The following is a 21,948-nucleotide window of genomic DNA, read 5'->3' on the forward strand; positions in this document are numbered from 1 at the left end:
CAGGGGGTGGCTTATGGCGACGTGGTGGCGGGACGCCGCGATCTACCAGGTGTACGTGCGTAGTTTCGCCGACGGCGACGGCGACGGGGTCGGCGACCTGATAGGCGTCCGTGATCGCCTGCCCTACCTCGCCGCGCTCGGCGTGGACGCGATCTGGCTGACGCCCTTCTACCCCTCGCCGATGGCCGACTTCGGCTACGACGTCGCCGACTACCGCGACGTAGACCCGCTCTTCGGCACGCTCGGCGACGCCAAGGCGCTGATCGACGAGTCGCACGGGCTCGGCCTGCGGGTGATCGTCGACATCGTGCCCAACCACACCTCCGACCAGCACCCCTGGTTCCAGGAGGCGCTGCGCGGGGCCAACCGCGACCGCTACGTCTTCCGCGACCGGCCCAACGACTGGGAGTCCATCTTCGGCGGCCCGGCCTGGACCCAGGTCGCCGACGGCCAGTGGTACCTCCACCTGTTCGACCCCTCCCAGCCCGACCTCAACTGGGAGCATCCCGAGGTGCGGGCCGAGTTCGAGTCGATCCTGCGCTTCTGGCTCGACCTGGGCGTCGACGGCTTCCGGATCGACGTGGCGCACGGCATGGTCAAACCGGCCGGCCTGCCCGACATCGGTCACTCCGGGCAGACCCGGCTCATCGGCAACGACGTGGTGCCGTACTTCGACAACGACGGCGTGCACGAGATCCACCGGTCGTGGCGGCGCATCCTCGACTCGTACCCGGGGGAGCGGATCGGCGTGGCCGAGGCCTGGGCGCCCACCCCCGAGCGCCTGGCCCTCTACGTGCGGCCGGACGAGCTGCACCAGGCGTTCAACTTCCACTACCTGTTCGCCCCCTGGGAGGCTCGGGCGCTGCGCGAGGTGATCGACAGCTCGCTCGCCACCGCCGCCTCGGTCGGCGCGCCGACCACCTGGGTGCTGTCCAACCACGACGTCAAGCGCCACGTCACCCGCTACGGCAGCCTGGCCAGGGCCCGCGCCGCCGCCCTGCTCACGCTCGCCCTGCCCGGCTCCGCCTACATCTACCAGGGCGACGAGCTGGGCCTGCCGGAGGTGCTCGACCTGCCGGAGGAGGTCCTGCGCGACCCGCAGCGGCTGCGCGACCCCGACAGCGGCCGCGACGGCTGCCGGGTGCCGCTGCCCTGGACACGCGACCTCGGCTGGCGTGAGCCGTGGCTGCCCATCCCCGCCGCATGGGCCGGGCTCAGCGTGGAGGCCCAGCAGGGCATGCCCGGCTCCACCCTGGAGCTCTACCGGGAGGCCCTCCGGCTGCGCCGCTCCTTCGACGGCGACCTGACCTGGCACGACTCTCCCGAGGGGACCCTCGTGCTGTCGCGGGGCGACCTGCTGTGCACCGTCAACCTGACCGGGTCACCGGTCGGCTTCGCCGTCGACGGCGACCTCCTGCTGGCCTCGGACGAGCCAGGCGCGCCCGATTCGGCGGCCTGGTGGAGAATGAGGCATCCGGCCTGACGGGTTCCCGCTTCACGGCCCGTCGCCCGCGCGAGAGGATTCTCGTTGAGGTCCCACACCGGCTCCACAGGCCTTCCGGCGCTCCGCCGACCCCACGGCGAGCGCCTCGGGCCGTCTGCCGGACGATCGAGGCCGGTTCGCACTGCTGTTCGATATGAGACGATGTGCCGGACCGTGAATCGCCTGCCTCTTGTGATGCTCCGCAAGGGTCCGATTCCTCCCCCGCCTGAAGGCGGGGGCTTACTCGGAGGTTTCTGATGAACGGACCCGCCCGCCTTGCCGACATCGCCGCCCAGGCCGGGGTGAGCGAGGCCACGGTCAGCCGCGTGCTCAACGGCAAGCCGGGCGTCTCGGCGACGACCCGCCAGGCGGTCATGACCGCGCTCGACCTCATGGGCTACGAGCGGCCGCCCCGGCTGCGCCAGCGCAGCAACGGCCTCATCGGGCTGGTCACCCCCGAGCTCGACAACCCGATCTTCCCGGCGTTCGCGCAGGCCATCGAGAAGGCGCTGACCCAGCACGGCTACACGCCCGTGCTCTGCACGCAGCTGCCCGGCGGCGCCCCCGAGGACGAGTTCACCGAACTGCTGGTCGACCGCGGGGTGAGCGGCATCGTGTTCGTGTCAGGGTTACACGCCGACACCACCGCCCGCATGGACCGCTACACCCGGCTCACCGACCGCGGCCTGCCGATCGTGCTGGTCGACGGCTACAACGAGCACATCGACGCCCCGTTCATCTCGGCCGACGACCGCATGGCCGCCCGCCTCGCCGTCCGTCACCTGGCCGACCTCGGCCACGAGCGCATCGGGCTGGCGCTCGGGCCGCGCCGGTTCGTCCCCGTCATCCGCAAGATCGAAGGCTTCCGCGAGGCCATGAGGGTGCTCCTCGGCGCCGACGACGTGGACGACCTCATCACCCACTCGCTGTTCTCCGTCGAGGGCGGCCAGGCCGCCGCCACGCAGCTCCTCGACCGCGGCTGCACCGGCATCGTGTGCGCCAGCGACCTGATGGCGCTGGGCGCGATCCGCGCCTGCCGCCAGCGCGGGCTCGCCGTGCCGGGCGAGGTGTCGGTGGTCGGCTTCGACGACTCGCCGCTCATCGCCTTCACCGACCCGCCGCTGACCACCGTGCGCAAACCGATCGGCCCGATGGCCACGGCCGCCGTGCAGACCCTCCTCGAAGAGGTCGGCGGCGCGTCCGCCAAGCACGTCGAGCTCATCTTCCAGCCCGAGCTGGTGGTCCGCGGCTCCACCGGCTCCGGCCCGCTGGTCAACAGGTGATGGTTCTGGCAACCCCTGGCCAGGTCCGCTCCTCGTGTCCGTAGGCTCGCTGTCGGTTTCGGGTGATGCTTCCGGAGGGTGCCGCTCCTTGTGTCCAGGAGCTCGCCGTCAGGGGAGTTGAGGGTTTTGCGGGTGATGGTTATTGGCAATCTCCGGCCGGGGGACAGCCGCCGGGGCAGTTGAGGGTCTTTTCGGGTGATTCTTCTGGGAACTTCCGGCTGGGTGCCGCTTCGGGTGGCCGCGGACCGTCGTCGGGGCAGGCAAGGGCTTTTGGGAAACCCCTCGGGCCGGGCGCCGTCATGCGTGCCTTACGGCCCGCTGTGCCCGCCGTAAGTGCTCGTGCGAGGAGGAGGGCGGGACTGTGACGTGTGACGTGCTCGTGCTGGGCGGGGCGGGGGTCGACACCACCGTTTACGTGCCGGAGCTGCCGCTGGCCTACCGCGACACCTACCCGGTGCCGCCCGTGGTCGATCGGATCGGGAATACCGGGTCAGGGGTGAGCCTCGGGTGCGCGGCCCTCGGGATGGACGTCGCCTTCGCCGACCTGATCGGCGACGATCCGCAGGGCGCGCTCGTCCGTGACGCGCTGCGCCACGTCGCCTGCGCGTGGGGCACCGCCGCCGGGGGCACCCGGCGCAGCGTCCTGCTGGTCGCCCCCGACGGCCGCCGCACGTCGTTCTTCGACGCCAAGGCCACCCCCGGCGAGCGCCTGCCCCGCGCGCTCTACGCAGGCGTCCGGGCCCGCCACGTGCACGTGTCGCTCTCCGACATCTGCCGCGACGTCTTCGACGACCTCGGCGGTGTGCCCGTCTCCACCGACCTGCACGACTGGGACGGGGCCGACGACTTCCACCGGGACTTCGCGTACCGCTCCGACCTGGTGTTCCTGTCAGCCACAGCGCTGGAGGACCCGGTGGCGGCGATGCGCGGCATCCTGGCCCGCGGGCGTGCCCGCACCGTCGTCTGCACCCGCGGCGCCGGCGGCTGCCTCGTCCTGACGCGCGGCGGCGAGGTGCGCGCCTTCCCCGCCGCCCCGCTGCCGGCACCGGTCGCCGACAGCAACGGCGCGGGGGACGCGTTCGTCTCCGGCTTCCTGTACGGGACGCTCAACGGGCTGCCGCTGGAGCGGTGCGTCACGCTGGGGGCGGTCGCCGGGGCGCACGCCTGCACGGTGCCGGGCACCCACGAGTCCCCGATCACGGAGCCCGTCCTCCTGGCCCGCGCCTCAGCAGACACCTGAGCCTCGGTCGAGCCCTGAGCCTCGGTCGAGACCTCAGCGTCCGCCGATCACCTGACTCGGTCGAGTGCTACGCGGCAGGCGGGCGGCATCCCGGACGAGGGCGGCTCGGCGCACTCGGTGTCGCTGACGGTTAAGGTCAGCTTGCCGTCCTGTACCGGGTTGCCCGCCTCGCCCGCGGATGGGCCGCGGGACATCCACACCAGCACGGCGACCAGCAGCGCGAGCAGGACCAGCATGATCACCACGGCGGCCAGGCAGCCGGTGAACAGGTTCCGGCCCGGCTTGGCGGGCCGGGCGCCCGGCGGCAGCGGGCCACGGCGGGGCAGCGGGCCCTGCCCGGTCTGATGCGGAGGCATCTGCGGGGCCTGACGCCCCGGCCGCGGGAACCGCCCGGACGTCTCGGCGGGCGTCATGGGCGCCGCCTGCCGCGGCCCCTGGAAGGTCCCCGACGTCTCGCCGGGCGGCCCCTGACGCGGCCCACGCCCCCCGGACCTCGGCACGTTCCCCGACGTCTCGGCAGGCGGAACGGTGGGGCGCGGCCCCTGATGCGGCCCGCCCGGCCCAGGCCGCGGCACGTTCCCGGACGTCTCCGCAGGCGGCGCCTGGTACGGCCCCCCGGGCCCGGAACGCCGGAAGTTCCCCGACGTCTCGGCAGGCGGCACAGCGGAGCGCGGCCCTTGATGCGGCCCGCCCGGCCCCGGCCGCGGTACGTTCCCGGACGTCTCCGCGGGCGGCGCCTGGTGCGCGCCCTGCCCGGAGCCTGGGAAGTGTCCGGGTGTCTCGGCCGGTGGCGCCTTGTGCGCGCCCGGGAAGTTTCCGGGGGTTTCTGCTGGGGGTGGGGCTTCGGTGGTTCTCGGGGCGGGGCCTGCGGGAGCCGGTTGACGGGACGCGTCGGGAGCCGGCATGGGGAAGCGGCCGGAGGTGTCGGCGGGCGGGGGGCCGCTGGGGGCGCCCGGCGGGGGCTGGTGGGGCGCGCCCGGCTCCGGGCGGGCGAAACGGCCGGAGGTCTCGGGGTGCGGCTCCGCCCTGCCGCCCTGGTGCGGGGCACGTGGGCCCGGGTGAGGGTGCGCGCCGGGACGGTGGGCCAGCGGGGGGAACTCCGCGGGGTTCCAGGAGTCCGTGAGATGGCGGGAGGCCGCGAGCTGGGCCGCCGGCTCGTCGGTGGCGCTCACCAGCTCCAGCAGCAGCTGCTTGGCCGTCGGCCGCCGCGCCGGGTCGGGATGGATGGCCGCGGCCACCAGCCGGTCGAGCGGCGCGGGCAGCCCGCGCAGGTCGGGCGGGGCGGTGCGGGCCCTGGCCGCCATCACGTAGGCGTCGCCCTCGCCGAACGGATGCCCGCCCAGCCCCGCGTACGCGATCAGCGACCCCCACGCGAACACGTCGCCCGCCGGGCTGGTGCGGCCCTCGAAGACCTGCTCGGGAGCGATCCACCCCGGCGTGCCCATCACCATGCCGGCGTTCGTGTGACGCGAGCTGACGTGCGTGGACCTGGCCAGCCCGAAGTCGATCACTCGCGGCCCGGCCAGCGTCAGCATCACGTTGGCCGGCTTGAGGTCGCGGTGGACCAGCCCGGCCGCGTGGATGGCGGTCAGCGCCGCGGCCACCCCGACGGCCGCGGAGTGGAGCATCGACGGCGACAGCCGGCCGTGCTCGATGAGGTGGTCCTCCAGCGAGACGCCGTCGATGAACTCGGTGACGAGGTAGAGCACCCCGTCGTGCTCACCGTGGTCGAGCACCCGGGCCGTGCAGAACGACGCGACCTTGCGCGCGTTCGACACCTCCTCGTGGAAGCGCGCCCGGTAGACGGGGTCGGCGGTGAAGTCACGCCGGATCGCCTTGAGCGCCACCGTCGCGCCGTCCGGCCCCTTCGCCAGATAGACGGTGCCCATGCCACCGGACCCGAGCCGGCCGGCCAGCTCGTACGGCCCGATCGCGGGCGGGTCCTCTGGCGTCAGCGGAGTGCCAGCGGAGCGGCCCTGCTGCCCCAACGTCGCTGTCCTCTCGCCGTCGTCATCCCGTCGACTCAACCGACCGTTTCCTCCGCCCGGCATGCCTTTGTGCACCCCAGACTCTAACGGAGTAAGGGCCTGCCCGCTGGCCGGGAGCTAGGACCGGACGCCGAGCTGGATGATCTCCGCGTGGACCGACACCGCCACCTCTCCCGGCGTCCGCGCGCCGATGTCCAGCCCGGCCGGCACGCGCACCCGGTCGCCGCCGTCCACCCCTGCCAGCACGCCTGCTCCCCGCCTGCGGCTGGCGATGAGACCCACGTACGGGACGCCGGCCGCCAGCGCGGCCCGCAGCACCGGTTCCTCGGACACGCCGTGCGAGGCCACCAGCACCGCGGTGGTGTCGGCGGCGATCGCGGCCCACGGGTCGGCCGACGCCTCCACCTGGTAGCCGAGCGCCCGCCCGACCTCGGCGAACGCCCGCGCGATCGGACCGTCACCGTACACGTGCACGAGCACCGGCGGCAGCACGGCCTCCAGGAAGATCTCCAGCGTGCCGCCGGACAGGCACGGCTGGCCGACGGCGACCAGCCCCTCCTCCTCGCGCGGCTCGCCCTCCTCGGGCGTGATGCGCAGCAGCGTCGAGTGCCCGGTGCGCCTCGGCTCCAGCAGCCGCAGCCCCTGGGCCCGTACCGTGTCGAGCGCGCAGTGCCCGCCGACGAACCCCTCCACGGTCCCGTCGGCCAGCACCAGCGCCCGGTCGCCGGCCTTCGCGCTGGTCGGCCGCTGCGCGCGCACGACCGTGGCCAGCACGTACGGCTCCCGCCCCGACCGCAGCTCGGCGGCCCGCTCCCGCACGTCGCGCGGCGGGGCCGGCGCCCCGCCCGTCCGATCACGGCGGCGGGGTGCCGGCATGCCGATGAACTCGCTCATGAGATGGCCAGGTCCGTCCTGAACGGCCGCCCGTCGATGGTCCGCCACACGTTCGCCGGGGTGAGCGGCATGTCCGCGTGCCGGATCCCGTACGGCGCGAGCGCGTCCACCACGGCGTTGACCACGGCGGCGGGGGAGCCGACGGTGGCCGACTCGCCGACGCCCTTGGCCCCGATCGGGTGGAACGGTGACGGGCTGACCGTCTCGCCCAGCTCCCACGACGGGCACTCCATGGACGTGGGCAGCAGGTAGTCCATGAAGGAGGCGCCCAGGTGGTTGCCGTCCTCGTCGAACGCCATCACCTGCATGAGCGCCATGCCCACCCCGTCGGCCAGGCCGCCGTGCACCTGCCCTTCGACGATCATGGGGTTGATGCGCACCCCGCAGTCGTCCACCGCCACGAACCGGCGCACCTTCACCTGCCCGGTGCCCGGGTCGACGTCGACCACGCAGATGTAGGCGCCGAACGGGTAGGTGAGGTTCGGCGGGTTGTAGACGGTCACCGCGTCCAGGTGCCCTTCGACGCCCTCGGGCAGCTCCAGGTTCGAGTGCGCGGCCAGCGCGATCTCCGCGAGCGACTTGGCGGTCGACGGGTCGCCGACCACCGACCACTTGCCGTCCTGCCACTCCAGGTCGTCCGGGCTGGCCTCCAGCATGGCCGCGGCCACCAGCTTGGCCCGGTCGCGCACCTTCCTGGCCACCACCGCGGTCGCCGCGCCCGACACCGGGGTCGAGCGCGACCCGTACGTGCCGAGACCGAACGGCGTCTGGTCGGTGTCGCCGTGCACCACCTCCACGTCGTCGGCCGGAATGCCCAGCTCGTTCCCGACGATCTGGGCGAACGTGGTCTCGTGCCCCTGGCCCTGCGACTGGCACGACACCCGCAGCACCGCCTTGCCCGTCGGGTGCACGCGCAGCTCGGCGCCGTCGGCCATGCCGAGGCCGAGGATGTCCATGTGCTTGCGCGGCCCGGCGCCGACCGCCTCGGTGAAGAAGCTGATGCCGATGCCCATCAGCTCGCCCCTGGCCCGCTTGGCGGCCTGCTCGGCGCGGAGCTCGTCGTAGCCGGCCATGTCCAGCGCCAGCCTCAGCGTCTTGGGGTAGTCGCCCGAGTCGTACTCCCAGCCGGTGGGTGAGGTGTAGGGGAACTGGTCGGGCTTGAGCAGGTTGCGCATGCGCAGCTCGGCCGGGTCCACGCCCAGCTCGGCCGCCAGCACGTCCATCAGGCGTTCCACCAGGTAGACGGCCTCGGTGATGCGGAACGAGCACGCGTACGCGACGCCTCCGGGCGCCTTGTTCGTGTAGACGCCGGTGACCTCGCAGTGGGCGGCTTCGAGGTCGTACGAGCCGGTGAAGACGTGGAAGAACCCGGCGGGGAACTTCGTCGGCTGGGCCGTGCCGTTGAAGGCGCCGTGGTCGGCCAGCACCTTCACCCGGATCGCCTTGATCCGGCCGTCCCGGTCGGCGGCGATCTCGCCGTGCATGTGGTAGTCGCGGGCGAAGGAGGTGCTCATCAGGTTCTCCGAGCGGTCCTCCATCCACTTGACCGGGCGGCCGGTGACGATCGAGCCGACGATCGCGCACACGTACCCGGGGTAGATCCCGACCTTGTTGCCGAACCCGCCCCCGATGTCCGGCGAGATCACCCTGATCTTGTGCTCGGGCAGGCCCGCCACCATCGCGTACAGCGTCCGGTGCGCGTGCGGCGCCTGCGTCGGGCACCACACGGTCAGCTTGCCGGTCACCTTGTCGAAGTCGGCGAGCGCGCCGCACGTCTCCAGCGGCGCCGGGTGCACGCGCGGGTAGAGCATGTCCTGCGCGACCGTCACCTCGGCCCGCTCGAACAGCTCGTCCGTCCTGGCCCTGTCGCCCGCCTGCCAGTCGAAGATGTGGTTGTCGGCCTTGCCCTCCAGGTCGTCCCTGATCACCGGGGCTCCGGCGTCGAGCGCGGTCCTGGCGTCGATGACCGCATCCAGGGGCTCGTACTCGACCTCGATCAGCTCCAGCGCGTCGCGCGCCGCGTAGCGGTCCTCGGCCACCACGAACGCGACCTCCTGCCCCTGGAAGCGCACCTTGTCCGTGGCGAGCACCGCCTGCACGTCGTTGGACAGGGTGGGCATCCAGGCCAGGTTCAGCCCGGCCAGGGTGGCGCCGGTGACGACGGCCCTGACCTTGGGGTGCGCCTCGGCCGCCGAGGTGTCGATCGACACGATCCGCGCGTGCGCGTAAGGGCTGCGCAGGATCGCGCCGTGCAGCATGCCGGGCAGCTTGACGTCGTCGACGTAATTGCCGCGGCCCCGGATGAAGCGGGCGTCCTCCTTGCGGTGCATGCGTCCGAAGCTCATGACTTGGCCTCCGCCTCTGCCGCCCAGCGGATGGACCGGACGATGTTCTCGTAACCGGTGCACCGGCAGAGCTGGCCGGAGATCGCCTCGCGGATCTCGCCCTCGTCCGGGTCGGGCTTGTTGTCGAGCAGCCACCGCGCCGTCAGCAGCATCCCCGGCGTGCAGAAGCCGCACTGCAGGCCGTGGCACTCCACGAACCCCTTCTGCACCGCGTCCAGCTCGCCGTCCTTCTCCAGCCCCTCGACGGTCGTCACCTCGTGGCCGTCGGCCATCACCGCCAGCACCGTGCACGACTTGACCGGCACCCCGTCGAGCTGGACGGTGCAGACCCCGCAGTTGGAGGTGTCGCAGCCCCAGTGGGTGCCCGTCAGGTCCAGCTCGTCGCGCAGGAAGTGGGTCAGCAGCAGCCGCGGCTCCACGTCGCGCTCGTACGGCTGCCCGTTCACCGTCACCGTGATCCGCATGTCAGATCCTCTCCACAGCCCTGGCCAGTGCCCGCCGGGTCAGCTCGGCGGCCAGGTGGCGCTTGTAGTCGGCGGGTCCCCGCTGGTCGGAGTGGGGTTCGCAGTGCTCGGCGGCGATCCGGCCCGCCTCCGCGAACACCTCCGCGCCCGGCGGCTTCCCGATCAGGTGCGCCTCCGCCTCGGGCGCGCAGAAGTGCTCGGCGCCCACCGCCGTGAGCCCGATCCCGGCTCGCGCGATCACCCCGCCGTCCAGCTGGAGCACCGCCCCGGCCGCCGCCACCGGCCAGTCGCCGACGCGCCGCTCCACCTTCTCGTACGCGCTTCCCGCCCCGTCCAGGATCGGCACCCGGAGCGCGAGCAGCAGCTCCCCGTCGCCGACCGCGGTCTCGTACGGCCCCTGGTGGAACTCCCTGACCGGGACCTTCCGGACACCCCCCGGGCCCTGGATGACCGCGGTGGCGCGGAGCGCCGCGAACACCGCCGCCAGGTCCTCCGACGGGTCGCCCTGGCAGAGCGAGCCGCCCACCGTGCCCCGGTTGCGGACGATCGGGTCGGCGATCACCCGTTCGGCGTCCTCGAAGATCGGGTACGGGCCGGTGGCGACCGCGCCGGCCAGGAGCTCGGCGTGGCGCACCATCGAGCCGATGACCAGCTCGCCGTCCTCCACCGAGAGCTGGGCCAGCTCGGACAGTCCGTTGATGTCGATCAGCGCCTCGGGCTGGGCCAGACGCAGTTTCATCATCGGGATCAGGCTGTGGCCGCCGGCCACGACCCGGGCGTCGGGGCCGTACCTGTCCAGCAGCTCTAACGCGTGCGGGACGCTGCCCGCTCTTTCGTACGCGAACGTCGCGGGAACTTGCATGCCTGCACAGTGCTGTCACCCTTTCGGCTGGACAATCCAGAAATAAGGGATTCCTTAATCCGCGTTGGGAATCTATGAAGAAAGGGTGACTCTGAGCCAGCTCGGCGCCTTCGTCTTCGTGGCCCGCCTCGGTTCCGTCAAGGCCGCCGCCCGCGCGCTCGGCATCAGCGAGCCCGCCGTGTCGCAATCGCTGGCGCAGCTCCGCCGCCACCTCGGCGACCCCCTGCTCACCCGCTCCGCCGGCGGCATGGTGCTCACCGAGGGCGGCCGCCGCCTGCTCGGCATCGCCTCCCAGATCGTCGCACTCGGCGCCGAGGCCGTCGCCGCCGTCCAGCCCGGCGGCCCGGCCCGGCTGCACGTGGTCATGGACGGCGTCCTCGCCGAGCACGTCGCAGGGCCGCTGGTCTGCCTGTTCAACCAGCGCAAGTCCATGGACGCCAGCACCGGCGTCGCCGCCACCGCGGAGATGCCGCTGCTGCTCACCAGCCGCCTCGCCGACGTCGCCGTCGGACCGCAGCTGGCCGGCCCCGGACTGGTCAGCCGGCCGGTCCTGCGCTGCCGCCTCGTCGCCGTCGCCGCCCCGCACGGCCACCGCGACCACTGGCTCGTCGGCCCCTCCGGCACCGACCCGGCCGGCGACAGCGGCCGGCTGCTGCGGCTGCTGCGCATACCGGAGTCGCACGTACGCGTCTTCGCCAACCAGACGGCGGCGTGGAAGGCGGCGGCGGAGGGCGCAGGCGTCGCCCCCGCCGTCGCGCACCTGGTGGCGTCCCAGGTCCGGCGCGGGGAACTGGTGGTCGTGGAGACGGCGGCCACCCCCATGCCGGTCTCCTGGTACGCGACCGTCCTGGAACCCGGCACCCGATCGGCCTCGGCGGACGCCTTCCTGGACTTCCTCACGACCCCGGCGGCCACCCAGGTGATGCGCTCCCCGGACGAGGGCATCCCCCGAGCCCGCTTCCGCCCCCCGGTGCACGTGTCGATCTGGAGCTGACCGTCACTCCCTCCTCAGAAGTGCCAACCTTCCACGGCGGCCACGGCGTCTGGGGGGTATCGACCTGAGGAGAGACGTTGGATCGCGATGCCGGTTTCCGGGCGTTCGTGGATGCTCACCAACGCCCGTTGATGCGCCTGGCCTACCTGCTCACCGGAGAGGTCCACCTCGCGGAGGACCTCTGGCAGAGCGTGCTGGTCCGCATGATCGGGCGGTGGCCGAAGTTACGCCACATCGACAACCTCGACGCCTACGCGCGCAGGATCATGGTGAACCAGTACATCTCGTGGCGACGGCGGCGCGGTTCCGGCGAGGTGCCGAGCGCCGAGCCGCCCGAACGCGCCTACTCCTGCGAGGACTCCGCCGTCCTGCGGATCGTCCTGCGCCAGGCGCTCATGCGGCTGACGCCCAAGCAGCGCGCGGTGCTCGTCCTGCGCTTCTACGAGGACCGTACCGAACGTGACGTCGCCGACCTGCTGGGATGCTCCGTCGGCACCGTGAAGAGCCAGGCGCACCACGCCCTGGCGCGCCTGCGCGCGCTCGCGCCGGAACTGGCGCCCAGACTGCCCGTTCTGGAGGACCCGGCCCGAAGTGAGGGGGCACGCCGATGACCTGGCTCGGAGAACAGCTCGGCCGCATCGCGGACGACATGCCGGAGCGCGACCTGGCCGCCCGGGCGATCGCCGTGCATCAGCGCAGGCGGCGCAACGTCATGGCGTTCGCCGCCGCCGCGGTGGTCGTCGTCACCATGATCGCGGTCACCGTCGCGGTGCGGGCGCTGCCCGGTGAGCCGCGCGCCGCCGCCCGCCCGTCCGCCCCGCCGGAGCTGCCGGTCATCAAGGTCGGGACGGTGCCGACCGTGGAGTCGGCGCCCGTGTTCGTGGCCCAGTCCGAGGGCTACTTCCAGGAGGAGGGCCTCACGGTGCAGCCGGTGGTCGTCACCGGTGCGGGGGCCGCGACGCCGCAGGTCGAAGTCGGCGCGCTGGACCTGGCGTACACCGACTACGCCACCCTCTTCCGGGCGAACGATAAGGGCAAGGACTTCAGGATCGTCGCCGGCCTGTACCGGTCCTCGCCGGGAGACCTCGCGATCGTCGTGAGCGCCAAGTCGAGGATCAGGACAGTGCGCGACCTGAAGCGCAAGCGGATCGCGATCCCGAACCTCGGGGGCCTCGGGCAGCTGACGGTGACGGCCGCGCTGAAGCGGGCCGGGCTGAAGCCGCGGGACGTCGTGATGGTCGAGAAGCCCTATCCCGAGATGCTCTACGCGCTGAACAGCGGGCAGTTCGACGCCGCCCTGCTGGCAGAGCCGTTCGTCACCGTGGGCCGCGAGCGCTCGCGGATCCTGGCGGACGCGATCCCCCGGGAGTTCGCGGACCTGCACACCGCGGGCCTGGCGGCCACCGCCGAGTGGGTCCGGCAGCACCCGCGCACGCTGGCGGCTTTCCAGCGCGCGCTGGCCAAGGCGCGGCACCTGATCGCGAGCGATCCCCGTCAGGTGCGTGAGGTGGTGCCCACCTACACGAAGACCTCCCCCGAGGAGGCGGCCGCCTTGACGTTCGGCTCCTATCCGGCCCGACTCGACATGACCGAGCTCAAGCGGGTCGCCGACCTGACCCACGCCCACGGGTTCACGGAACGCCCGGTGGATCTCGGTGGTGCCGTCGGCGGGTGATCCGGCACGCCCGAGACCCAGGCCGTGCCGCGTCATACAGGATGCGAAGAGAGCCCCGTCGGCAGGCGCCCGGTGCGGCTAGCCTCGGGCGCATGCCGCGCCTGGTGTTCTCCGACTCGGACCTCGGCCGCGTCCGCTTCGCCGTCCTGCCCTTCCAGGAGACGCTGAAGGCGGCGCGCGGCCTCGGGCTGCCGGCGCCGCCGCCCGGCCTGGCCGCCTGGCGGCACACCGGCCGGGCGGCGCTGCCCGCGGCGGCGCGGCCGGTGGTGGCCCTGTGCTCGGCGCACCCCAGGCATCTGCCCGACTTCCTGACGCCGCAGCCCGCCGCCGGCCCGATGACGTTCGAGGACGAGCTCCACGCGGCACTCGACGACCCGGCCGCGCCGGTGCTGCAGGACACCGCCGCGTTCGCCGGGGTGCTGGAGACCGTCCCGCCGGTCGTCGGCACGCTGCTGCGCCATCCCACCGGGCCCGGCGAGCGCTGCGGGACGCGTTCGCGGCGTTCCACCGGGCGGTGCTGGCCGCCGACTGGCCGCGGCTGCGCGCCCAGCTCGCGGCGGACGTGGCCTATCGCGCCCGGCTCGCGGCGCGGCACGGGGTGGAGGCCATGCTCGCCACGCTCTGCCCTCCCCACGTGCGCTGGGAACATCCGTACCTGGAGTTCGCCGGGCCGGTCGCGCCCGACTACGCCCTCGGCGGCCGAGGGCTGGTCCTGGTGCCGAGCATGTTCCTGACCGACGGGGTGCACCGGCAGCTCAACGACCGGCAGCAGCCGATGCTCTTCTACCCGGCGCGCACCGCCGGGGCGTTCTGGCGCGACAGCGGGGGACGCGACTGGCCGGACGGACGCCTGGCGGGCGCGGTCGGCGAGCGCCGGGCGGCCGTCCTGCGGGCTCTCGCCCGCGGTTCCGGCCGCGGCACCGCCGACCTCGCCGCGGCGCTGGGCGTCACGCCGGCGACCGCCTCGGCGCACGTGGCCAACCTGCGGCGCGCCGGGCTGGTCGTCACCACCCGGGTGGCGCGCACGGCCCGGCACGAGCTGACCCCGCTGGGCTGGGACCTGCTGGACCTGAACGCCGGCTAGCCTTCGACGGCGATCGCCTCGATCTCCAGCAGCCATTCCTCGGCGTAGATGCCGGTGATGACGATGGTGAGGGCGGGCCGGTGGTCGCCGAGCACCTCCTGGCGGATGCGGCTGTTGGCCTCGCGATACCGGCGGTCGGAGAGGTACGTCGTGACCTTGGCGAGGTTGCGCACCCCCATGCCGGCCTCGGCCAGCACGGCGAGCACGTTGCGCCACGTCAGCCGGCACTGGGAGTCGAAGTCCTCCGGCAGCGGGCCCGGCCCGCCCCAGGGGACCTGGCCGCTGACGAACAGGGTGCGCCGGGCACCGGTCACCACGGTGCCGTGCGTGTAGTCGCCCGTCGCCGCCGGCAACGACGCGGGATCGAGGGGCCGTACCAGAAGATCGTCCATGGTGGCGACCCTAGGAACCCGCCCGCGCGGGCCGCAAACCCTTCGCCGATCCGTCTAATCGAGACCCGGTCAGGGCCGGGCGGCGTCGAACAGGAGCTGACGCAGCCAGGCCATGAAGGGGTGGTCACCGAGATGCGGGTTCCAGACCATGTCGATGCCCAGCCCGGGGATCGGGAACGGGAACTCCTCGATCCGCAGGCCGACGAGCGCCCGCATCTCCGCGGCGACCCGGTGGCGCAGCAGGGCGACCCCGCCCGCCCGTCCGACCAGGTACGGGACGAGCAGGAAGTCGGAGACCCGCAGCCCGACCCGGTAGGGGACGCCCTGCTCGTCGAGCACCGGATACGGGAAGACCCGCCGCTCCGCGTCCACGACGACGTGCGGCTGCGTGGTCAGCAGGTCGAGCGCGCTCGCCTCCGGCGGCGTGTCCGCCGAGGCCACCACCACGATGCGGTCGTCGTACAGGCGCTCGCGCGGGTGCGGCGACGCGAACGCCTCGGAGATCAGCACGACGTGCACGCCGTGCTCGGTGAAGGTCGACTCGGCCGGCACGGTGATCGTGCGCAGGCGCAGCGTCGCGTGCGGCGCCCGCTCCGCCACCAGCCGCCCCAGCCGCGCGCCGAGGACGAAGGCCGTGCTGGTGGTCATCGCGACGGTGATGACCCGGCGATCGGTCGCCGGGTCGAAGACGGGCAGGCTGACCAGGTCCGCGGCCTGCTGGAGCGTCGCCCGCAACGGGGCGATCAACTGCACGGCGCGCGGGGTCAGCGTGACGGCGTTGCCCTGCCGGACGAGGAGGTCGTCGCCGAGCAGGCGTCGCATGCGGCCCAGGGCGTGGCTCATCGCCGACTGGGAGAGCCCGACGCGCTCGGCGGCCCTGGTCACCGAGCGCTCCTCCAGCATCGCCAGGAGCGGCACCAGCAGGTTGAGGTTGACCGACGCCAGCCGATCCAGCCCCGAACCCGTGGTGTCCGCACCCTCGCCGCTCATCGTGAGGAAACTCTACGCGGCGGCCCGGCGCAGCCGCGGGATCGGGATCCGGTGGTTCAGCGCCACGGCCACACCGGCGCGGGACCAGCGCATCAGGCCCGGCTCCAGGTGCTCCGGCTCCCCGTCCACCGGGAGATAGCCCACCGCCTTGAGGCTGAGCCCGAACTGCTCGGTCCAGAAGTACGGCTGGAACCGCAGCGGCGGCGCCCCGTCCCCGCGCACGAGGGCGGCCGCGGCCACCTTCGCCTGCTCGATCGCGCTGTTCCACAGCGGGACGCGGCGCGGCCCGTACGGTGTCGGGAACGCCGCCAGGTCGCCGGCCGCCGCGACGCCGGGGCGGGCCAGCCCGCGCGCGTCGACCCGGACGACCCCGCCCGCGGCGAGGCCCGTGCCCGCGAGCCACTCCGTGTTGGGGACGTCACCGGCGGCCGACACCAGCAGCTCGGCCTCGACGACCGCGCCGTCGTCCAGGACGACGCGCACGCCGCCCGCGTCCCGCTCGACCCGCGCGGCGCCGGTCTCCACGACGGTGAGCCCACGCTCCCGCGCGGCCTCGCCGAAGACCCCGGCCAGGTACGGTCCCAGGTGCCCGATCAGCGGCACCCCCTGGGAGACGAGCGTGACCTCGCACCCCGCGGCCAGGCACGCCGAGGCGATCTCCATGCCGAGCGGGCCGCCGCCGGCCACGACCACGGACGGGCTCGCGGCCAGCCGGTCGCGCAGGGCCAGCGCGTCGTCCAGGCCACGCAGCGTGTGCTCCTCGGGCAGGCCGGACAGCCGCCGCGCGCGGGCCCCGGTGGCGATCACGAGCCGGTCGTACGGCAGTTCGGTGCCGTCGCCGAGGGTGACGAGCCGGCGCTCCAGGTCGAGCCCGCGAGCCCGGACCCCGAGGAGCTCGGTCGCCCCGTGCGTGGCCGGCGGGAGCTCGTGGGCCGTTCCGCCGCCGTCGAGCAGGAGCGCCTTCGACAGCGCGGGACGGCTGTAGGCGGCGTGCGGCTCGTCGCCGACGACGGTCAGCTCCCCGTCGAACCCGCTCGCCCGCAGCGAGTCGGCCGCGGTGAGCCCGGCGACGCCGTTGCCGACGACGACGACCCGCCTGATCCGCGTACTCACGCGAGCCGCAGGGCCGCCACCGGGCAGACCCGGACGGCGGCGCTGGCCAGCGGGACCTCGGCGTCGCCGATCTCCTCGCGGTCGAGCACGAGCTCGCCGTCGTCGTCGAGGTGCATCAGCTCCGGCGCGGCCTCCTCGCACAGGCCGTGCCCTTCACAGCGGGGACGGTCGAGGACGATCTTCATACCGGGACCACCTCCAGGACGGGGAGCTCCTCGATGCTCCGGGTGACGTTGCTCGGCACCCGTACCTCGGGGCCGACGACGAGCCGCCGCACGCGGCGCGCCAGGGCCTCGATGACCGCGTGCGCCTCCAGCCGGGCCAGCCCCTGGCCGGCGCAGCCGTGCGGGCCGTAGCCGAACGACAGGTGGTCGACCGGGTTCCGCTCGACCAGGAACGCGTCGGGGTTCTCGTAGTGGCGCGGGTCCCGGTTGCCCGCCCCGAACAGGATCGCCACCTGCGCCCCCGCCGGGACCATGACGCCGTCGATCTCCACGTCCCGGGTCGTACGACGCCCCCAGGCGTGCAGCGGGGCCCAGTAGCGGAGCACCTCGTTCAGCGCGGCCGGCACCAGCGACGGGTTCTCCCGCACCAGCGCGAGCTGGCCGGGGTGCGCGGCGAAGAGCGCGACGACGTTCCCGATGGCGGCGATCGTCGTGTCGACGCCGGCGCCGAGATACTGGTGGATGATGTGGCCGGCCGTGTCCGGCGGGATGTCGCCGCGCGCCTCGGCCTCGAAGATCCCCCGCCCCACCGAGCCGGGCGCCAGATCCTCGGCGGTCACGCCCGAGCACCAGCCGTACAGCTCGCCCGCGATGGGGAAGCTCTCCGCGGTGCGCCGGTTCATCGGCCCGATCACCTGCATCGCCGCCTGTCCCCAGCGCAGCATGTTGTCGCGGACGTGACCGGTGAACCCGATGAGATCCGCGACGACCTCCAGCGGGAACGCGCGGGCCAGCGCGTCGATGGCCTCGAACGAGCCCCGGTCGACCAGCTCCCCGACCAGCGCGTCGGCCTTGGCGTCGATGCCGGACTTGAGCCCGCGCAGCGCCCGCGGCGACAGGTTGGCGGTCAAGGTCGCCCGCAACTGGGTGTGCACCGGCGGGTCCGAGGAGAGGGACGTGCCGGTCAGCGCCTCGTTGACCATCGGGTTGAAGCCGATGGCCCCGGCGGAGGAGAAGCTCTCCCAGTCGCCCAGGGCGTTGCGGATCACGTCGTACCTCGTGAGCGCGTACACGTCGTTCGCCGGAAGGCGGACGACGCCTCCCAGGTCGCGCAGCGCCGCATAGGACGGGTAGGGGTCGACGAGCACCGTGTCGTCGAACAGGTCGAGATCGGAGACGGGGGCGGAGTCGGTCATCGTTCACCTCGGGTCGGTCATCGCGTAACCCAGTGAAGCGACCGGCGTCACATCAGGCAAACGCATGTTTCGTATGGACGGACATGAATGCGATGCATGGCGAATGCGCCAAACACCTTAAAACGGTGCGAAGCGGACACGTTCGGGTAGGGAGCAGCTCACAGCCACCGGGGGAAAGGATGAGAGTCTTGGCGGCCATCGAGGAACTGGATGACAAGGCCCTGCTGGAGCTGTCGGGGCGCACCGACGCGGCCGGGGTGCTGTCGGTGTACGTGAACGCCGATCCGGGAGGGGACCGGAACGCCGCGGCGATCGACCTGAAGAACCGGTACCGGGAGCTGCGGCGCCGGGTGGCCGAGGAGGGACCGGCGGAGCGCCGTCGCGAGGTGGTCGCCGCGCTGGACCGGTTCGGCCCCGAGGTGGAAGAGCTCGCCGCACCCATCGAGTCCGGCCGCGGCCGGATCGCCTTCGCCGCGCTCGGCGACGACTGGGTGGTACGCCTGGACAGCCAGATGCCGGTGCCGAATCGGGTCGTGCTCGACGACGGCCCGTTCGTCCACCCGTTGCTGGAGTTGCTGGACGAGGGCCGGCCTGCCGGGGTCGTGCTCGTCTCCAGCGACGACGCCCGGCTGCTGGAATGGCGGCTCGGCCGCCTGCGGGAGGTGAGCCGGCTGGAACAGGAGGACCTGGAGGCGCCGCACGAGCGGGCCGGCCAGATCGGCGGTGGACCGGCGGGCCAGTACAACACGCCGATGCGGGAGCAGCGCAAGGCCCGCGAGCGGGCCTGGGCGCAGCGGTTCCTGGACCGGGTGGCGGAGACCGTCACGAACCTGACCGAGGAACGGCGGTGGGAGCGGATCCTGGTCAGCGGCGGCGATCAGTGGGCCGAGATCCTCGCCGGCAGGCTCCCGGAGCCCTTGCGGGACCGGGTGATCCGGGATACTCGCGTGCTCGCCGGGCTCGACGACCCGGGGCTGCTGGCCGCGGTGACCGAACGGCTCCACGCCGAGCACACCGCGAGCGAGCGCCGGCTGCTCGAACAGGTCCTGGACGCCGGGCTGAGCAAGAAGGGCGCGCTGGGCCTGTCCCAGGTGGCCGGGGCGCTGAACGAGGGTCGGGTCGCCCACCTGGTCTACGACCCGGAGGTACGTTACGTCGGCTCGGTGGACGCCGACGGCACCCTGTACGCCGACACCGAGACCGGCGTCCGGCGGCACACGCCCGAGCCCCGGCTGAACGAGCGGCTGGTGGAGCGGGCCCTCGCCACCGGAGCCAGGGTCAGCCCGATCGAGGGGGCCGGCGCCGGAGTCCTCGGCGACGCCGGAGGCATCGGCGCCCTGCTGCGATGGTGAGGCATGCGGCGGGCCCCGGGATCGTCCGCCGTCACGATTGACTCGCTGGTTCCTGAGGGAGCGAGCGGGATACCCTGCCTGCGGTGTCTCCAACCACGCGACCGGAGGAGTCGATGCCGGGATGACGGCAGGGCGACCGGTGCCCACGCAGGACGACGTGCTCGGATACTTCGACACGCTGTCGAACTGGGGACGGTGGGGCGACGACGACGAGCTCGGCACGCTGAACCACATCACCGACGACGTCCGGCTGGCGGCGGCGCGGGCCGTGCGCCACGGCAGGAGCGTGTCGTGCGCATGGGAGGTCGCCGTACCGGAGGACATGGAGCGGTCGACGACGGCGTGCCCGTGCGCCGCCGACATGCCGGGTGCGGAGAACATGCCGGCGCCCGGATTCCGTCATGACCGGCACTGGGGCTTCTCGTCCGAGCGGGTCGGCGTCACCTTCCACGGCAACACCATCACCCACGTCGACTCGCCGTGCCACATCTTCTGGGACGGCGCGATGTACAACGGGCGGTCGCACGCGCTGGTCGACGCCGCGACGGGCTCGGCGTGGGCGGCCGTCACGGCGGCGGCGAACGGGATCGTCACGCGGGGTGTCCTGCTGGATGTCGCGAGCGCGCGGGATGTGCCGTGGCTGGAACCGGGGCAGGGGGTGTTCCCCGACGATCTGGATGAGGCTGAGCGTCGTCAGGGTGTGCGGGTGCGATCCGGCGATGCGGTGCTCCTGCGGACCGGCTACGGCCGCGTCCGGCACGAGACCGGTCCGGTCAGCGGTTTCACCCAGGCCGGGTGGCACGCGTCCTGCCTGCCGTGGCTGCACGAACGGGAGGTCGCGCTGATCGGCGCCGACACCCCGCAGGACGTTCTGCCATCGGGTTACGAAGGCGTGCTGATGCCGGTCCACGCCGTGAGCCTCGTCGCGATGGGTCTGTGGATGCTCGACAACTGCGACCTTGAGGCGTGCGCGACGACGGCTGCCGAGCTCGGCCAGTGGGACTTCCACCTCACGGTCGCGCCCGTCCGCTTCGCCGGCACGTCCGGCAGCCCGGTCAACCCGATCGCCACATTCTGACCGCGTTTCTACGACGAGGACGCCCGAGGACCAGGCCCAGGCCGCCGTACGCGACAGCGGTCAGCGGCCCGCCTCGGCAGGGGCGCCGTCGCGGGCGTGGCCGAAGACCTCGTCCCTGACCCGGGCCAGTGCCAGGTCCAGCCCGCCCACCAGCACCGGGTTGCTGTCGACGGCGGAGAGCCGGACCTGCGGCCGGTCGACGTCGAGCACCCGCAGCTCGCGCTCGACGAGGTCGCGCAGCGGCTCGCCCCCGGCGGACATCAGGCCCCCGGCCAGCACCACGAGCCCCGGGTCGACGACCGCGGCGATGGTCGCCAGGCCGAGCGCGACCCGGGAGGCCACCGTACGCAGGCCCGCCGCCGCTTCCTGGGCGGCTCTCCCGGTGCCCTGGGCCAGGCGCGCCGCGGTCGCCACCGACTCGCGGAAGTCGGCCCCGCGCACCCCGTACGAGCGCAGCAGGTCCTGCAGCGCAGGCCCACCGGCCAGCGCCTGGTAGCCGTGGTGGCCGAACCGGCCGCCGTCGCGGGCCGTGGCCGCGCCGGGGATCGGCATGTAGCCGACCTCGCCGGCGCCGCCGAAGAAGCCGCGGTGCAGCCGCCCGCCGATCACGAGGGCGGCGCCCAGCCCTTCGCCGGCCCAGAGCAGCACGAAGTCCGGGCAGCCGGCCGCAGCCCCGTGCGCCTGCTCGGCGAGGGCGGCGAGGTTGACGTCGTTCTCCACGTCGACGGTGACGCCGAGCCCGGCGGTGAGCGTGGGCACCAGATCGGGGATCTGCCAGCCGGGCATGTCCTCGGCGGCGGCGTGGTCGAGCCTGCCGGTCGTGGGGTCGACGGCGCCCTGCACGCCGATCACGACGCGGCGCAGTGGGCCCGGTGGCCGTGCCGCCTCCACCGCCGCCCGCAGCCGCTCGACGAGACCGCCCCCCTCAGACAACTGTACGGGGGAAGACGCGGGAAAGGGTGCCGGTGAAGACGCGGGTGAAGGTTCGGGGAAAGGCGCGGGGTAGTCGGCCTCGCCGACGACGGCGCCGGTGATGTCGGCCACCCGGACGCCGATCCTCCCCGGGGTGACGTCCAGCGCGGCCACGTACGCGGCGGCGCCGTTGACCCGGTAGACCTCGGCCGTGCGCCCGGCCTGGCCCGTGCGGACGCCGTCGTTGACGACCAGGCCCGCCTCCTGCAGGCGGGCCAGGAGCTGGAACGCCGTCGGCTTGGACAGGCCGGTGAGCCTGCTCAGCTCGGGGCGGGTCAGCGGGCCCTTCTCCAGCAGGATGCGGAGCGCGGCGCGGTCGTTGATCGCGCGCATCAGCCGCGGCGTCCCGTGGACAGGGGGCTTCACGTCACCTCCGGGG

General features: G+C 73.3%; 20 protein-coding genes. 9 read left to right on the forward strand and 11 right to left on the reverse strand.

Features of this window, described 5'->3' with window-relative positions; all coding sequences use genetic code 11:
• The first annotated feature begins 13 nt into the window (after nucleotides 1-13).
• The 3 genes from AB0K05_RS07910 to AB0K05_RS07920 all read left to right on the forward strand — a co-directional run bounded on the left by AB0K05_RS07910 (nucleotide 14) and on the right by AB0K05_RS07920 (nucleotide 4,006).
• A complete protein-coding gene (locus tag AB0K05_RS07910; RefSeq protein WP_364227618.1) occupies nucleotides 14-1,483 on the forward strand; it encodes a glycoside hydrolase family 13 protein in 1,470 nt (489 codons plus the stop codon).
• A 257-nt stretch (nucleotides 1,484-1,740) separates the two neighbouring features.
• Nucleotides 1,741-2,766 (forward strand): LacI family DNA-binding transcriptional regulator, encoded by a 1,026-nt coding sequence (locus AB0K05_RS07915; protein WP_219544562.1) that lies wholly within the window; start codon nucleotides 1,741-1,743, stop codon nucleotides 2,764-2,766.
• A 361-nt stretch (nucleotides 2,767-3,127) separates the two neighbouring features.
• Nucleotides 3,128-4,006: a PfkB family carbohydrate kinase gene (locus AB0K05_RS07920; RefSeq protein WP_364227622.1), complete on the forward strand. Its 879-nt coding sequence runs from the start codon at nucleotides 3,128-3,130 to the stop codon at nucleotides 4,004-4,006.
• A gap of 47 nt (nucleotides 4,007-4,053) precedes the next feature.
• Here AB0K05_RS07920 and AB0K05_RS07925 read toward each other — a convergent pair whose 3' ends face one another.
• The 5 genes from AB0K05_RS07925 to AB0K05_RS07945 all read right to left on the reverse strand — a co-directional run bounded on the left by AB0K05_RS07925 (nucleotide 4,054) and on the right by AB0K05_RS07945 (nucleotide 10,559).
• Nucleotides 4,054-6,033 (reverse strand): protein kinase, encoded by a 1,980-nt coding sequence (locus AB0K05_RS07925; protein ID WP_364227625.1) that lies wholly within the window; start codon nucleotides 6,031-6,033, stop codon nucleotides 4,054-4,056.
• A 78-nt stretch (nucleotides 6,034-6,111) separates the two neighbouring features.
• The gene (locus AB0K05_RS07930) at nucleotides 6,112-6,888 is read right to left on the reverse strand and encodes an XdhC family protein (RefSeq protein ID WP_219544565.1); all 777 of its coding nucleotides are present in this window, start codon (nucleotides 6,886-6,888) and stop codon (nucleotides 6,112-6,114) included.
• Nucleotides 6,885-9,233, reverse strand: coding sequence for an aerobic carbon-monoxide dehydrogenase large subunit (locus AB0K05_RS07935; RefSeq protein WP_364227628.1), 2,349 nt, complete (start codon nucleotides 9,231-9,233; stop codon nucleotides 6,885-6,887). Before AB0K05_RS07935 ends, AB0K05_RS07930 begins: the two co-directional genes overlap by 4 nt.
• A complete protein-coding gene (locus AB0K05_RS07940) occupies nucleotides 9,230-9,697 on the reverse strand; it encodes a (2Fe-2S)-binding protein (protein ID WP_148032426.1) in 468 nt (155 codons plus the stop codon). Before AB0K05_RS07940 ends, AB0K05_RS07935 begins: the two co-directional genes overlap by 4 nt.
• 1 nt (nucleotide 9,698) lies before the next feature.
• A complete protein-coding gene (locus AB0K05_RS07945) occupies nucleotides 9,699-10,559 on the reverse strand; it encodes a xanthine dehydrogenase family protein subunit M (RefSeq protein ID WP_364227630.1) in 861 nt (286 codons plus the stop codon).
• Between the two features lie 85 nt (nucleotides 10,560-10,644).
• On the opposite strand from AB0K05_RS07945, the gene AB0K05_RS07950 reads away from it, so the two are divergent.
• The 4 genes from AB0K05_RS07950 to AB0K05_RS07965 all read left to right on the forward strand — a co-directional run bounded on the left by AB0K05_RS07950 (nucleotide 10,645) and on the right by AB0K05_RS07965 (nucleotide 14,312).
• Nucleotides 10,645-11,553, forward strand: coding sequence for a LysR family transcriptional regulator (locus tag AB0K05_RS07950; protein ID WP_364227633.1), 909 nt, complete (start codon nucleotides 10,645-10,647; stop codon nucleotides 11,551-11,553).
• Between the two features lie 77 nt (nucleotides 11,554-11,630).
• Nucleotides 11,631-12,164, forward strand: coding sequence for a SigE family RNA polymerase sigma factor (locus tag AB0K05_RS07955; protein ID WP_364227636.1), 534 nt, complete (start codon nucleotides 11,631-11,633; stop codon nucleotides 12,162-12,164).
• Entirely contained in the window at nucleotides 12,161-13,228 is a 1,068-nt protein-coding gene (locus tag AB0K05_RS07960; protein ID WP_364227639.1) for an ABC transporter substrate-binding protein, read from the forward strand. Before AB0K05_RS07955 ends, AB0K05_RS07960 begins: the two co-directional genes overlap by 4 nt.
• Nucleotides 13,229-13,742: 514 nt before the next feature.
• Nucleotides 13,743-14,312 carry a helix-turn-helix domain-containing protein gene (locus AB0K05_RS07965; protein WP_364227642.1) on the forward strand — a complete coding sequence of 190 codons (570 nt, stop codon included), beginning with the start codon at nucleotides 13,743-13,745 and terminating at the stop codon, nucleotides 14,310-14,312.
• On the opposite strand, the gene AB0K05_RS07970 is transcribed toward AB0K05_RS07965, so the two are convergent.
• From AB0K05_RS07970 to AB0K05_RS07990, 5 genes are all read right to left on the reverse strand, one after another.
• On the reverse strand, nucleotides 14,309-14,704 hold the full coding sequence (locus tag AB0K05_RS07970) for a RidA family protein (protein ID WP_364227645.1): 396 nt from the start codon (nucleotides 14,702-14,704) through the stop codon (nucleotides 14,309-14,311). The two genes, AB0K05_RS07965 and AB0K05_RS07970, sit on opposite strands and share 4 nt — an antisense overlap.
• Before the next feature lie 69 nt (nucleotides 14,705-14,773).
• Nucleotides 14,774-15,694: a LysR family transcriptional regulator gene (locus AB0K05_RS07975; RefSeq protein WP_364227648.1), complete on the reverse strand. Its 921-nt coding sequence runs from the start codon at nucleotides 15,692-15,694 to the stop codon at nucleotides 14,774-14,776.
• Between the two features lie 12 nt (nucleotides 15,695-15,706).
• Entirely contained in the window at nucleotides 15,707-16,807 is a 1,101-nt protein-coding gene (locus AB0K05_RS07980) for an FAD-dependent oxidoreductase (protein WP_364227651.1), read from the reverse strand.
• The gene (locus tag AB0K05_RS07985; RefSeq protein WP_219544573.1) at nucleotides 16,804-16,992 is read right to left on the reverse strand and encodes a ferredoxin; all 189 of its coding nucleotides are present in this window, start codon (nucleotides 16,990-16,992) and stop codon (nucleotides 16,804-16,806) included. The genes AB0K05_RS07980 and AB0K05_RS07985 overlap by 4 nt, the downstream gene beginning before the upstream one ends.
• Nucleotides 16,989-18,167, reverse strand: a complete 1,179-nt coding sequence (locus AB0K05_RS07990; protein WP_364227656.1) for a cytochrome P450 — start codon at nucleotides 18,165-18,167, stop codon at nucleotides 16,989-16,991. Before AB0K05_RS07990 ends, AB0K05_RS07985 begins: the two co-directional genes overlap by 4 nt.
• Before the next feature lie 188 nt (nucleotides 18,168-18,355).
• Between AB0K05_RS07990 and AB0K05_RS07995 the strand changes: the two genes are divergently transcribed.
• Together AB0K05_RS07995 and AB0K05_RS08000 are read left to right on the forward strand one after the other, a co-directional pair.
• Entirely contained in the window at nucleotides 18,356-19,519 is a 1,164-nt protein-coding gene (locus AB0K05_RS07995) for a VLRF1 family aeRF1-type release factor (RefSeq protein ID WP_364227659.1), read from the forward strand.
• A gap of 121 nt (nucleotides 19,520-19,640) precedes the next feature.
• Complete coding sequence (locus tag AB0K05_RS08000) at nucleotides 19,641-20,597, forward strand: cyclase family protein (protein WP_364227662.1); 957 nt, start codon at nucleotides 19,641-19,643, stop codon at nucleotides 20,595-20,597.
• A gap of 60 nt (nucleotides 20,598-20,657) precedes the next feature.
• Here AB0K05_RS08000 and AB0K05_RS08005 read toward each other — a convergent pair whose 3' ends face one another.
• Nucleotides 20,658-21,935, reverse strand: a complete 1,278-nt coding sequence (locus tag AB0K05_RS08005; protein WP_364227665.1) for an ROK family transcriptional regulator — start codon at nucleotides 21,933-21,935, stop codon at nucleotides 20,658-20,660.
• Nucleotides 21,936-21,948 lie beyond the last annotated feature (13 nt).

This window comes from Nonomuraea sp. NPDC049486 (assembly GCF_040676925.1).
In the GTDB taxonomy this organism is placed as follows: domain Bacteria; phylum Actinomycetota; class Actinomycetes; order Streptosporangiales; family Streptosporangiaceae; genus Nonomuraea; species Nonomuraea ferruginea.